The 13,946-nt window shown below is 49.3% G+C and carries 11 protein-coding genes and 1 other annotated feature; of the genes, 7 read left to right on the top strand and 4 right to left on the bottom strand.

The features are described from left to right. Positions 1 to 2 precede the first annotated feature (2 nt). Positions 3 to 797 (bottom strand): ABC-2 family transporter protein, encoded by a 795-nt coding sequence (locus MKY97_RS03585; protein WP_342554150.1) that lies wholly within the window; start codon positions 795 to 797, stop codon positions 3 to 5. Beyond that, positions 798 to 1,844, bottom strand: a complete 1,047-nt coding sequence (locus tag MKY97_RS03580; RefSeq protein ID WP_342554149.1) for an ABC transporter ATP-binding protein — start codon at positions 1,842 to 1,844, stop codon at positions 798 to 800. Between the two features lie 227 nt (positions 1,845 to 2,071). Here MKY97_RS03580 and MKY97_RS03575 point away from each other — a divergent pair, with 227 nt between their 5' ends. Further along, positions 2,072 to 3,112, top strand: a complete 1,041-nt coding sequence (locus MKY97_RS03575) for an LCP family protein (protein WP_342554148.1) — start codon at positions 2,072 to 2,074, stop codon at positions 3,110 to 3,112. A gap of 198 nt (positions 3,113 to 3,310) precedes the next feature. Next, complete coding sequence (locus MKY97_RS03570) at positions 3,311 to 4,627, top strand: glutamate-1-semialdehyde 2,1-aminomutase (protein ID WP_342554147.1); 1,317 nt, start codon at positions 3,311 to 3,313, stop codon at positions 4,625 to 4,627. Positions 4,628 to 4,741: 114 nt separating this feature from the next. Here MKY97_RS03570 and MKY97_RS03565 read toward each other — a convergent pair whose 3' ends face one another. After that, on the bottom strand, positions 4,742 to 6,136 hold the full coding sequence (locus tag MKY97_RS03565) for a PLP-dependent aminotransferase family protein (RefSeq protein WP_342554146.1): 1,395 nt from the start codon (positions 6,134 to 6,136) through the stop codon (positions 4,742 to 4,744). 303 nt (positions 6,137 to 6,439) lie between these two features. Between MKY97_RS03565 and MKY97_RS03560 the strand changes: the two genes are divergently transcribed. The 5 genes from MKY97_RS03560 to MKY97_RS03540 all read left to right on the top strand — a co-directional run bounded on the left by MKY97_RS03560 (position 6,440) and on the right by MKY97_RS03540 (position 12,840). Beyond that, positions 6,440 to 7,375 carry a DMT family transporter gene (locus tag MKY97_RS03560; protein ID WP_342554145.1) on the top strand — a complete coding sequence of 312 codons (936 nt, stop codon included), beginning with the start codon at positions 6,440 to 6,442 and terminating at the stop codon, positions 7,373 to 7,375. A gap of 27 nt (positions 7,376 to 7,402) precedes the next feature. Then, positions 7,403 to 7,753 (top strand) — a binding site (T-box leader). Between the two features lie 226 nt (positions 7,754 to 7,979). Continuing rightward, positions 7,980 to 8,975 (top strand): tryptophan--tRNA ligase, encoded by a 996-nt coding sequence (trpS, locus tag MKY97_RS03555; protein ID WP_342554144.1) that lies wholly within the window; start codon positions 7,980 to 7,982, stop codon positions 8,973 to 8,975. Positions 8,976 to 9,126: 151 nt separating this feature from the next. Further along, on the top strand, positions 9,127 to 10,236 hold the full coding sequence (locus MKY97_RS03550; RefSeq protein WP_342554143.1) for an endospore germination permease: 1,110 nt from the start codon (positions 9,127 to 9,129) through the stop codon (positions 10,234 to 10,236). Beyond that, positions 10,217 to 11,686, top strand: coding sequence for a spore germination protein (locus MKY97_RS03545; protein ID WP_342554142.1), 1,470 nt, complete (start codon positions 10,217 to 10,219; stop codon positions 11,684 to 11,686). Before MKY97_RS03550 ends, MKY97_RS03545 begins: the two co-directional genes overlap by 20 nt. Further along, positions 11,686 to 12,840 (top strand): Ger(x)C family spore germination protein, encoded by a 1,155-nt coding sequence (locus MKY97_RS03540; protein ID WP_342554141.1) that lies wholly within the window; start codon positions 11,686 to 11,688, stop codon positions 12,838 to 12,840. The genes MKY97_RS03545 and MKY97_RS03540 overlap by 1 nt, the downstream gene beginning before the upstream one ends. 133 nt (positions 12,841 to 12,973) lie before the next feature. Here the strand turns inward: MKY97_RS03540 and MKY97_RS03535 are convergent, their stop codons facing one another. Continuing rightward, complete coding sequence (locus MKY97_RS03535; RefSeq protein ID WP_342554140.1) at positions 12,974 to 13,372, bottom strand: sensory rhodopsin transducer; 399 nt, start codon at positions 13,370 to 13,372, stop codon at positions 12,974 to 12,976. Between the last annotated feature and the right edge of the window lie 574 nt (positions 13,373 to 13,946).

Genomic DNA, 13,946 nt, shown 5'->3' with positions numbered 1-13,946 from the left:
GCTTATCCCCCTTGCACGAACAGACGCTTGCGCGCCTGCCGCCAGATCAGCACCATCGGCAGCAGCAGCAGCATGAACCACAGTACCTGAATGCCGAGTACATTCCAGATGCCTGTACCCTCTACTCTGCCCGTGAAGACCGAGCCGGGAAGATACGTAATCGCCTGAAAAGGCAGTACCTTCATGATGGCGGACAACCAGCCCGGATACAGACTGATTGGAATAATCAAGCCTGAGAACAAATCAACTACGACACGTTTCATGCGCATCATACCTTCGTTGTTCTCCACAAAAAATGCCGCCAGTCCCGTAATGACATTAATCTGGGAATTAATAACGAAACTGAAGAACAGCATGACGAGAAAACCGATCCAAGCCGATGGCGCTGTGGGAAGTTCCACCGGGAACAGCAGAATGGCAATCAGCATGCCCGGAATCATGAGCAGCAGGAAGCGGAAAATACCTTCGCCAAGCCCCTGCATCATTTTGACCATCACATAGTTAATCGGCCTTATGAACTGAATCGCAATGGAGCCATCCCGAATATCAGCAGCGATCTCCCGATCCAGGTTGTTAAAATAAAACGCGCGCGCCATCCACGAGACCGCAACATACGTTGTCATCTGCGCTGCCGTAAAACCGCCAATCTCTCCGCTGCCTCCGTAAATAGCTTGCCACGTAAAGTAATACACGCCGATATTCAGCGTATATATCAAAATGCCGGAATAATAATTAACTCGATATGCGAGCATCGTCAGAAAACGAATGCGCATGAAATCGATAAACGCACTATTCATTCAGGAAGCACCTGCCGCTTCATTTCCTGCTGACACGATCTCCGGACGCTCCGCAGAACCAGACTGATAGATGCTCCGGACAATCTCATCCGTATTGGTTTCAATAATCTGGATATCCGTAATATCCGCCTGTCCCACAACACGACCGAGCACATCCGACACGTTCAGTTCCAGCGGAATCCACACGGAAGCGGACAGCTCATTCTCTACGGTCCAGCGCACAGGCATCGCAGCCGTCCATTCCTGCATCTGGGTTATCGTGTGACCTGTACCAAACTTAAAGCGAACCTCCCGCTCCGTGCCCCACTGGGACTTGAGGTGATCCAGACCCCCATCATAGATAATACTGCCTGCATCCAGCATAATGACGCGCGAGCACAGGGCTTCGATATCCTGCAGATCATGGGTTGTAAGCAGAATGGTTGTGCCATGCTCCTCATTCATGTCTTTCAAAAACTCGCGAATCTCCGACTTCACCACGATATCCAGACCAATCGTCGGCTCATCCAAAAAGACGATGCTTGGATTGTGCAGCAGCGCCGCCACCAGTTCACATCGCATCCGCTGACCAAGACTGAGCTTGCGTACCGGACGACTCAACAATTCCTGCAGCTGCAGACGCTCGACCAGCTCGTCCAGTCGTTTACGGAAGTCCTGTTCCCCTACGCGGTACACTTTGCGAAGCAGATGAAAGGATTCAATAACGCCGATATCCCACCACAGCTGGCTTCGCTGACCAAATACTACGCCAATATTTTTGACAAACTTCTCACGTTCCTGATACGGAACATACCCGCCAACGGATATATGTCCGGATGTAGGCACCAAAATGCCGGTCAACATCTTGATCGTTGTTGATTTGCCGGCACCATTCTCCCCAATGTATCCGCATATTTCGCCCTGAGGAATCTGAAACGAAATATCGTTAACTGCCAATACTTCTTGGTATTGACGTGCAAACAGATCCTGGAATGCGCCCTTCAGGCCGCCACGGCTTTTCTGGACATTAAACGTCTTGCGCAAATCTTTGACATCAATCGCCAGCATGTTTATACCTCACTTGGATTATGTTGAAATTGCTTGTAGCCCAAAAAGAAATTATAATAGGAACAGTCAAAATTCAGCAAGCTTTAAAAAAAGTTCGAAGCGGCCTCCTCTTTCTTGAATTCTGCAGGGGAAGCGAACGGAAAGCTTTGACTTGAATACAGCTCTAACGCAACTTTACATGTACTGAAATCGTTTATTTTTTATCTCAAATACAAAGGAGCGCTAGCATGACCAGAAAGACGAAGAGGACCCTATGGATTTCTCTTGCCGCCTTCGTGTTAATTGTTGGAGGGGCAGCGGCCTATTATTTTGGTTCTATTCTTAATCAGTTGGATGGTTTGCAGAAAAAAGGCGAGGACTCGCCATTTGCCAATATTGAAAATGTGCAGAAAGTAAACACACCTGACCCTCCGAAATGGGAAGGTACCGAGACTGTGAACATTTTGGTTATGGGTGTCGATGCCCGCGGTCTGAAGAAGGGTGAAGTTCCTCGTTCAGACAGCATGATGGTAGTGTCACTTGATCCGCTTACTAAAAAAATTAATCTCTTCTCCATCCTGCGTGATACTTACGTGACTATTGACGGTTACGGTAAAGACCGGATTAACACAGCAATCACCCACGGCCCGAACGCAGCCATGGAAGCAGCCAGCGATCTGCTGGGTATCCCTGTTCAGTATTATGTGTATACCGATTTCCAGGGATTCATCAAACTGGTGGATGCCGTTGGCGGTGTGGACTTTGATGTGGAGAAGGACATGCATTATACAAGTAAAGCCGACAATAACGAATATGATATCGATCTGAAAAAAGGTTACCAGCATCTCGACGGGAAAACAGCTTTGATGTATGTGCGTTTCCGTCACGACGCCATGTCTGACTTCGCACGCTCTGAACGGCAGCGCGAGCTGCTCAAAGCTGTGACGGCGAAGATGCAGTCTACAACTACGATCGCCAAACTGCCTTCCATTCTGGAAGAAGTCAGCCCGTATGTGGATACCAATCTTACCCTCTCCGATATGTGGAAGCTGGGAGGACTTGGCTATCAAAGCAGCATGAATGGCAGTGAGCAGATTCCGCCGATGAATCTGTTAAAAGAAGAACGTACTCCAGGCGGGGCACAAGTCTTGTCCGTCACGAGTGAAGAAAAGCTGAAACAGCATATTCAGGACATTATTCACCCGCCAGCCAAGACAGAGGATGAAAAAGCCAAGGAAGACAAAACGGCCAGTGCCGATGAGAAAAACACGCAGCAGCCTTCGCAGTAACTTCCAGCTGAAAGTTACTCACAGCGCCTATGACTGCACCGTTTATAACATATTGATGATTGATCCATTCTTGAAAGGGCAGCCCCGATGCTGCCCTTTCGCTATGCCTGAGCGAAAAAGTATGCGAAAATAATCATATCCTTCCATGGTGATGATCGTATACACTTTGGAACTACGAAAGGAAAGGAAGTTATCAAAATGAATTCACGTACAAACTCTGAGTTGTTATATACGGAAGCCCTGGAGCATATTGTGGGCGGAGTCAACAGCCCATCCCGCTCGTTCAAAGCGGTAGGCGGCGGTGCACCCGTTTTTATGAAAAAAGCGCAGGGTGCACACTTTTGGGATGTGGATGACAACAAATATATCGACTATCTTGCTGCTTACGGTCCGATTGTGACTGGACATGCCCACCCTCATATTACAAAGGCCATTGCGGAAGCTGCTGCGAATGGTGTTTTGTACGGCACACCGACCGAACTTGAAATCAAGCTTGCGAAAATGCTAAAAGAAGCGATTCCTTCCATGGACAAGGTTCGCTTTGTTAACTCGGGTACAGAAGCCGTGATGACTACCATCCGGGTGGCTCGTGCATATACGAAACGAAATAAAATCGTGAAATTTGCCGGTTGTTATCATGGTCACTCTGATCTGGTATTGGTGGCGGCTGGTTCCGGTCCATCGACTCTCGGCATCCCTGATAGTGCCGGTATCCCGACCAGCATCGCTCACGAAGTCATTACTGTTCCTTATAACGATCTGGATTCTCTGAAGGAAGCACTCGAGCGCTGGGGTGACGATGTAGCTGCTGTTATGGTAGAGCCGATTGTCGGTAACTTCGGCATGGTTATGCCAGAGCCTGGCTTCCTGGAAGGCCTCTGTGCGATGACACGTGCGAACGGCTCTCTTGTCATTTATGACGAGGTGATCACCGCTTTCCGCTTCCACTACGGCTCCACCCAGACGTATGCGGGATTGGACAACCATGCGGAGATCGAGCCGGATCTTACAGCGCTCGGTAAAATTATCGGGGGCGGCCTGCCGATCGGTGCCTACGGCGGCCGTAAACATGTGATGGAGCAGGTTGCTCCGCTTGGCCCGGCATACCAAGCCGGAACGATGGCAGGCAATCCCGCATCCATCTCGGCGGGTATCGCTTGTCTTGAAGTGCTGCAGGGTGCTGGCGTATACGAAGAGATGGAACGTCTCGCCATCGATCTGACCGCTGGCCTTCAAGCATCTGCTGATCGCCATGGCATTGATCTGACGATCAACCGGATTCGCGGGGCATTCTCTACGCATTTCTGCAGCCATCCGGTAACCAACTATGATCACGCTCAAGATACCGATGGCGAACGCTTTGCATCCTTCTTCCGCCACATGCTGAATCGCGGCATCAATCTCGCTCCATCAAAGTATGAAGCCTGGTTCCTCACCACGGCTCATACGGATGAAGATATCGCTGCTACACTGGAAGCTGCAGATGCCTCATTCAAAGCGATGGCCCAGGAGTAAGCACAGATGCTATCTGGCGGCATCTAGAAAACCAGAGAGTCCAGCCCTTAGGGCCGGGCTCTTTGTGCTGAAAAGGGCTGACTGGTTCACGATGAGAGCTGCGCAGCATCTGAACTAACTTGTTGTGGATCTGATCTGCAATTTCATAATCTCCTCCCGAATGATCTGCATTGCATCTGCAATACGCTGTTTTGGAACGTTGGATATATTCAACCGCAGCATCTGGTCCGTATAAGTTCGGTAAGTTCCTTCGGGATAATACCGTTCTGTTGTATCTGCAATAATTCCGCGGTTCTGCAGACGGGAGAGCAGCATACGGACAGGCATATCTCCTGGTAAAGGCAGCACTGTATGCTCTGCTCCAGTTCGCGGCGCAGAGCGGAATGGTCCAAACTCGGGATGAGCTGCCAACTGCTCCTTTACAACATCCATACGCGTGGCATAACGGCTGCGGATCGTTTTGCGATGATGGGCAAACATGCCGCTATGAATGTAAACCTCCAGTGCAGCTTGAGATAGAACGGAAGTGTCGATATCAAGCATTTTTTTATACGTCCCAAAGCCGGGCACCAGCGCAGTTGGCAGAACGGCCACGCCTATACGCAGTCCGGGGAACAGAATTTTAGAATAACTTTTCAGATAAATAACCCGGTCATACATATCATAGGCCCACAAGGGATCTTGTCTTGTACTGTCCTCCAAATCAGCCAGGTAATCGTCTTCCACTAGGTATACGCCGTATCGATGTGCTAGTCGGAGAAGTCTCTTCTTCTCCGCTGCCGTCAGTGATGTTCCGATGGGGTTATGAAACCGCGGCATGACGTAAAAAAACTTGATATCTCCCTCCGCAAATTGACGTTCAAGCGAGTCCCAGTCCAGTCCTTCCTCCACCGTTCTTCGTACACCTGCAATCGGCACGTTCAGGCTCTTCAGCAGGATTGGCATGTTGTGATACGTTGGCAGCTCCACCATCACTTTAGTTCTCCCGCCCGGAAAAGGCATTAAAACAAGTGTCGCCAGTGCCTGCTGCACCCCCGATGTGATGAAAAACTGCTCCGTCCCCGCAAATACCTGATAATCGGTAAACTGTTTCTTTAAGAGCTCAATCAGCGAAGGCAGTCCCTGATCTGTCCCATATAAAAATAGTTCATCCTGTTTCTCTCTCATTGCCAGATCTACACAGTGCCGAAAATCGGCATACGGAAACACTCTCGGGTCCGGAGCGGCCGATGCAAAATCAAGAGGTTCCTGCCAGTCTACATCCTGTGCTTCTACACCATTCTGTACGGCATAATAGCCGGATTGAGGGATCGCATATACCAGATGTCTGTGCTCAAGCCATTCGTAAGCTCGAATCGCTGTACTCACACTGCATTGATACTGTGCTGCGACGGTGCGGACGGCGGGAAGTCTGATTCCTTTTTCCTCCCAATATCGGCCCTCCCGGCTCACCATCTGTTCCTGTATCCACTGCTGCAAATCTTGAGCGATCATCTCATATTTTTTCACTGTGTCTCCTCCTCTTCTAGAACTGTACCGATACAATACTGTATTTTCTCTATTGTAGCATGGGGTACGCCGAAGTATATTAAATAAGGCTCATATGTCCCATTGCTTGACAGCTAAGGGTGAGAATTAGGCAGATCAAAGATTATTAAGTTCCGCAGATATTGGACTGGGAGAGATTCATTACATCCATTCGTTTCGGTTTTGCTGACTTATAATTCAAGCCGACTTCGTTCGCTTACGTATAGAGCCTGTATTTTGCCAATTGAGTTTAGAGTCTGTATCGCATTACTGGAGGGAAAACGAATGAATACTGCACGAAGCCGAACCTATGCTTATATCGCAGCTGTTGTTTACGCCGCTATTATCGGGTTATCTTTTTTATTTGTGAAAATGACGGTCACCATCGCTCATCCCATAGATGTGCTTGCCCATCGCTTCGCCCTGTCGCTTATTGTGGTCAGCATTCCTGTGCTGTTTGGCTGGATCAAGATCCGTCTTCGACTGGCCGACCTGTGGAGAATTGTCCCGCTTGGACTGCTCTCACCCGTTCTGTTCTTTGCCTTTCAAGCCTTTGGACTGGTGACTTCCAATTCTTCGGAAGCGGGCATCATTCAGGCGATGGTACCTGTGTTCACCCTCGTCTTGGCTTCTGTCTTTCTGAAGGAACGGACATCTATTGTACAAAAGATGTCTCTGCTCCTGTCTGTCGCTGGCGTGATCTTTATCTTTGCCATGAAAGGCAGCGGCATGTCGATGAGCAATCTGCAGGGCATTGTACTGCTGCTGCTCTCGGCGATCAGTTTTGCAGGATACGGGGTACTGGCAAGACCGCTCACTCGGAAATATAAACCTCTGGAGCTGACTTGGGTTACCTTGATGGTAGGCTGCGTGGTATTTAATATCGCTGCATTCGTTCGCCATGCATACACCGGATCGATGGCCGAATACATCCAGCCGCTCGGCGATCTATCTTACCTGGGTGCGCTCGCTTATCTGGCGATTCTGTCTACCATGGTATCTACCCTGCTGTCCAGCTACGCCCTGACTCATCTGGAAGCTTCACGTGTCAGTGTATTCAGTAATTTGTCTACTCTCATCTCCATCGCAGGTGGGGCCTTACTTCTGCATGAGCCTGTATTCGGATACCACTACATTGGAGCTGTGCTGATTATCATCGGTGTACTTGGAACCAACATGAGCAATCGCAAACATGGGCTGGTCAGTCATTTAAAAGCATGATACAATGTGAAAAATTGTAAACGAACGTTATCAACGATGATGAAGAGAAGTACGCATGTCACGTTACTCCAGAGAGCCGGCGGATGGTGCGAGCCGGTGTGTCGGACATGCGGAAATGGGCTTCGGAGTTCCGAGTTGAACCAAGTTTTAGCCCGTTTAAGCCGGGAAAGGACTTTCAGTAGGCAAGGCGGCATGTCCTGCCGTTATCCATGGACAGGATATCGATCTAGATCATGTACGAAGTACGATCTGAGTTAGGCTAGCCTGACTTTATTTCACTTGACTGCAATGATTCAACTGCTGCATCCGTATCCCGTAAGTGAGCCGCGTACCAGCGGCTAATGAAGGTGGCACCGCGAGCACAGCCTCGTCCTTCTGTTCCATTTCCTTAGGGAATTGGAACGGAGGACGAGGCCTTTTTCATTTTTCAGGCGATTCTGGCAGCAGAGTATCCGCGTACATTAACTTTATTTTAAAACGAAATAAATCGCAGGCTGAAAGGAGGTGATGGTCGTGGAAGATGGCTGGTGGCGACAGCTCAAGCTCAACATCAACAACATTCATAACATGAACACCAAAACAACTATTCAAAGGAGAATGAATCATGCATACAACCCAAGAACGGATTTTGACCGGAGATCGAACAACTGGACAGCTTCACCTCGGCCATTACGTCGGCAGCCTGCGCAGCCGGGTGGAATTACAGGAAACGTACAAGTCTTATATTTTACTGGCAGATGTTCAGGCACTGACAACCCACTATGATCAGCCTGAACTGATTGCAAACAGTGTACATCAAGTGACCCTGGACTATTTGTCAGTAGGCATAGATCCAAACCAAGCCACCCTCTTCATCCAGTCCATGATTCCCGAAATTGCGGAGCTGACTGTGCTCTTCTCCATGTTTGTCACCGTAAACACACTCCGGCACAATCCAACCATTAAAACGGAAGCGCGAGACCGGGGATACATGGACCTGTATTATGGCTTTTTGGGATATCCGGTCAGTCAGGCTGCCGATATTGCTTTCTGTAAAGCAACACTTATCCCCGCAGGCGAAGATCAGATCCCCCATGTCGAGATGGCACGAAAGCTGGTTCGACGATTTAATGAGCTGTATGCACCTGTTTTCCCGGAACCGCGGATATTGACCGGAGAACGTTTGGGAGGTTTGGACGGTATCGGAAAAATGAGTAAAAGCATGGGCAATGCCATCTCCTTAAACGCAGCACCGGACGATGTCACAGCAAAACTGACCAAAGCCAAAACCGACCCAGCTCGCGTTCACCGTTCTGATCCAGGCCACCCGGATATCTGTCCCGTGTACGCTTATCATCAGTTGTTTCGAGAAAGCCATGCAGATGACATTTATGCTGCCTGCAGTCAGGGAAGAATAGGCTGTACGGAGTGCAAACGATTCGCTGCCGGTGCCATCAACGAGTTACTTGCTCCTTTTCGGGAACGACGCAGTTATTACGAACAGCGGGGAAATGAAGTCGAGGAAATGCTAATGGAGGGCACACGTCAAGCCAGGAATATCGCTAAAGAAACGATGCTTGAAGTACGCGAAGCGATGGGTATTCGTTATTTCGATCTCTGATAAGCATGAAGGGCAGGCCGCTATAACTATCTAGGCTCAGGTGAAAAAGGAAAGGTTCGGAGAGCCGAGTGTGATTCCCTCTCCGGTATGAAGTTCCACAAACACGTTAACACTGCTGAGGACAGTCTATCCAGAAAAGGAGATCCTCAGCATGAAGCGTACGCAGCCTTCTTTTTTGCAAGCCATGATGTTAATCATGTTGTCCGTTGGTCTGATCAGCCATGTATTAATTATACCTGCACTTCTCAGCGCGGCTAAAAGGGATTCCTGGATCTCCGTTCTATTATCCGCAGGGCCGTTCGTCATCTTTGTTCTGATGCTTGCCTATGTGTCTAAGTTCCTGCAGCATCAAACTTTACATGATTGGCTGTCTTCCCATCTTGGCAGACCCGTAGGCCTACTCCTGCGGGTGGGGAACAGTCTCTTTTTTCTATCTGTCATCTACTTTACGCTGCGGGACACAACAACCTGGGCCAAGACTAACTATCTGACGGAAACACCTGTCATGGCAACCACGATTGCACTCATGGCCTTATGTGGGTATGCTGCCTATAAAGGCATGCGCTCCCTTGCCTTCACAGCGGGACTGATTCTGCCGCTCGTCGTGCTGCTCGGTTTCTACGTAGCGATTGTCAATTCCCAGTATAAAGATTACAGCCGTCTTTTGCCTGTGTTGGAGCATGGATGGTCACCTGTATTTCACGGGATGGTGTACAGTCTCGCAGGCATGTTTGAGCTGCTCTTCCTCTGGTACATTCAGCCTCACCTCAGCAAACGCATAAAGTTATGGCAGTATCTGATGCTTGCTTTCATCATAATTGGTTTAACGACAGGACCGCTAATTGGGGCTATTGTAGAATTCGATCCTTACGAAGCCGCTAAAATGAGATATCCTGCCTTTGAGGAATGGCGTATCGCTTCCCTCGGCAAATATATTGCCCAGACTGATTTTTTTTCTATCTATCAATGGCTTGCCGGTTCATTTACCCGCATCAGTCTGGCTATGTATATTGTGGTAGAAATTTGGAATATTAAAAAAACCTCCAGAAGGATGATCTCCTGCGCCTCGTTAGCTGTATTTTTTATTCTATCCATGCTCTATCCTCTGGACGACATTACCTTTTCGAAGATTCTGGTCGATTACATCTTTCCATTCAATCTCGTGTATCTGAGTGGATTTGCGGTTCTGGCTGCGGCCGTTGCCCTTATCCATTCACGTCATCAGAGGAGGAAACAACACCATGGAGAAACACCGGATTGACAAGGCATCCTATGAGACCCTGCTTGTCTCCCTAAGAAAAAATTTTGAATCCTGTGCAGATGTGGTCATTCAGACGTTTTCTGCCCAAGATGAGACCGTTCGTTCTGTCATGCTGCTCTACTGTGACGGGCTGGTAGATAACAAACAGATCAATCAATTTATCATCCCGCGTCTGGAACAGCATACATTGATCATGGAAGAGGCTGTGCCCAAGGAGCTTGGCCTAACCCTGAAGCCTATAGATGACATTGCTGATCTCCAAAACATAAACATGCTCCTGTTTAGCGGGCAGCTGCTTCTTATTTTTGAAAATGGTGTACAGGCCTGCAGTCTGGATATTGCCAATATTCCGGGGCGTGCACCAGAAGAGTCAGCCATCGAGACGTCCGTAAAAGGACCACGCGACGGATTCACCGAAGAGCTGTCCACGAACATCGCCTTGGTTCGCAAACGATTGAAAACGTCATCCATGTGTTATGAGAAAATCATAAAAGGGGATCGCACACAGACAACGATCGGCCTCTTATATGTCAGAGATATTATTAACCCCGAAATTCTAGAGACTGCTCGCAGCAATCTGAATCAGATTAACGTTGACGGCATCATGGGCACGTCCATTATGGAACGTGCCGTTATGGGAGGCGTGCGAAGCATCTTCCCGCTCACGGATAATTCTGAACGTCCAGACTACGTCGCGGATTCCTTAATCAATGGACGCTTCGCTGTACTTACGGACGGATCACCCATAGCCGTCATTGCACCGACAACGCTGTTTAACCAGTTGAAATCACCCGAAGATGAGAGCACTCCCTTTTTCATCGTGACCTTTGAACGGATACTACGGATTGCCGGGCTGCTCATTGCCTGTTTCTTTCCCGCCTTCTACATCGGTTTGACCAGCTTTAATCTGGAACAGATTCCGCTTCCGCTGCTTGCAACCATTGCTGGAACGCGGATGGGATTACCTATGCCGGTTACCCTTGAAGCTTTCCTCATGATCTTTATGTTTGAACTGTTCAATGAAGCTGGACGCAGGCTGCCTCGTGCATTGGGACAGACCGTCAGTGTGGTTGGCGGCTTAATCATCGGAGATGCAGCCATTCGAGCCGGAATTACATCTCCCACAATTATTGTCACCGTAGCGATCTCCGTCATCTCCAGCTACATTCTGGTGAACACGGTTCTTGGAGGGGCCACATCGCAAATCCGTATCGGGATGCTGATCGCTTCTTCGATCTTGGGATTATTCGGCTTTATGGTTGCTCTGTTTGCCTTGTTAGTTCATCTCGTATCCTTGGAGTGTTACGGCGTATCCTACCTCTCCCCTGTATCACCATACATTCCGGGAGATTTCACACAGGCCGTATCGATGCCTCCTTCCATGACACGCACCAAACGGCCAGCTGTATTACGCACGCAGGACTCTACCCGTCATAAGGAAAAACCTTAATGAGATGGGCTTGCGTAAGCAGCATCGTGGCGGTTTGTGTCATGCTGCTGACAGGATGCTGGGATTCCAAGGAAGTGCAGAGCATTAACTTTATTACAGCCATCGGCATCGATTATGCGGATAATCAATATACGACATACGCCCAGTTAATTGATTTTTCCAGCATTGCAAAACAGGAAGGTCCGACACCAAGAGAAGGCAGTCAAATATGGATCGGAAAAGGCACGGGCACAACGTTAAGTATGGCGATCAACAATCTGTATCAGACCTCGCAGCAGCAAACGCTGTGGACTCATGTGAAAGCAATTGTGCTGTCCAAAAATGCATTGGAAGGGCGACTAGAGGATATTTTCAACACGTTGCTTCATTCCGGACAGCTGCGATACACACCATGGATCTATGCGACGGAACAAGATATGTCCACTTTACTCTCTCCCTCCGCGATTCTGAACCAGTCGGCTCAAACGATTGAGTTGTTTGAACCGATGCGACTGTATAGACAGCATTCCGGGTATGAGCCCATACGCCTGCATCAGCTGCTTGATAGTTTGAGAGAACCCGCATCCGTCGTGCTGCTGCCTTCTGTTTCCACTAAAAATCAGACGTGGCATAACGGTGAAGAGACCCCGCCGCTGATCCGAATGGATGGATTTTACGTGGTGAGCAATGGAAAAAGTCAGGGGAAAGTCTCTGGTGCCGAAGCAGACGGCGCCCGTTACGTAAATTATGATCATGTGTACCAATATCCGCTGTACGTCTATGGGAAGCATGGCAGTACTCCTGATCTTACATTGACTCTTCACAAACCCAAAACGCGTATAAAGGCAAAAAAAAGTGCTAACGGTATCTCCTTTGATCTGTTCACTTCTGTGAAGGCTGCAATTGCCGAGGATCACGGCTCTTATCCTTCTCCTCGTTTAATGGAGCAGGAGGCAAGCCGCCAGATCGAGGCTCAAATTCGTAAGTCGTTTGCCACAACCAAAGCACGCAAAGTAGATTCATTGGGTCTTGTCGAACATCTCTACCGGCATCATCCCGATTGGTGGAGAGTTGAGGCTGCCCGGCGGGCAGAACCCCTTGCACGTATTCATCTCGGCAAAGTTGAAGTAAACGTGAAGATTCTGAATGCCAGTACGTATAAATATGGGGAGTAATTGGATGAGCAAAGACCTGTAATCTGCATCGAAACCGTCGCAGATTACAGGTCTTTCTGTGTTTGGTGAGTGCTTGTTAGCGTGGCTGGATTGGTAAGACAACGTATAATGTTCATTTGTCAGTTCTCTTCGTTTATGCCACAGGGTACGCCATGACACTCATTAGAGCCAGTTCCGGCTGGGTTGTGTCCAGACGGCTATACTGGACAATGACTGGCACATTACTTGATATCGTAATGGCATACGGTACGCCAGGAGGAATAACTTCGCCTTCAGAACGCAGCGATGCGGTACGGATATGCTTTGTTCTTCGGGCCGGAACTTCGGCTCTGATCTGTTCGAGCGGTTCGCGGTCTTCAAAGTAAATCGTGATGTCCAGTGCCGCATCTGTACCGCCTGTATTTAATACGCAAATACTCTCGTGACTCTCCAGTGCACCTGAGCTATCCGGGGGAATATAGCCATCCGGAATAACCCAATAGGTATGACCGTGGGAGTTCGGATTTTTTTGAACGTTGGCGTGATTTGTCATGGAATGCTCCTCCTTTATTTGTACTGCGAAGGTGATTTGAGTTAAAGCCTGTAGGGAGCGCGGGCGGACTCTCGGTGGGCAGATCGGCTTCGGGCCGCTGTTGGTCCGGGATTTCTTTTATTCCCCTCTATGGGGGAAATCCCGGACCAAACGCGGGCGCTTCGCTCCCTTTTCCCGATTCCTCCCTCCTCGCTGCTTCGCTCACCCTAAACTGCTTTTAAAAGGCATGGCCTTCGCTTCGTTGGGCCACTTTTTTTCGCTCCCTGCTTCGCTCGACTCGCGTTTCACTTAAAGTCTGTAGGGAGCGCGGGCGGACTCTCGGTGGGCGGATCGGCTTCGGGCCGCTGTTGGTCCGAGATTTCTTTTATCTCCCTCCATGGGGGAAATCCCGTACCAAACGCGGACGCTTCGCTCCCTTTTCCCGATTCCGCCCTCCTCGCTGCTTCGCTCACCCTCAACTGCTTTTAAAAGGCATGGCCTTCGCTTCGTTGGGCCACTTTTTTCGCTCCCTGCTTCGCTGAACTCGCGTTTCACTTAAAGTCTGTAGGGAGCGCGGGCGGACTCTCGGTGGGCA

Source organism: Paenibacillus sp. FSL R7-0652, from assembly GCF_038595045.1.
GTDB lineage: Bacteria > Bacillota > Bacilli > Paenibacillales > Paenibacillaceae > Paenibacillus.
This window is presented reverse-complemented; position numbering and strand designations above follow the sequence as displayed.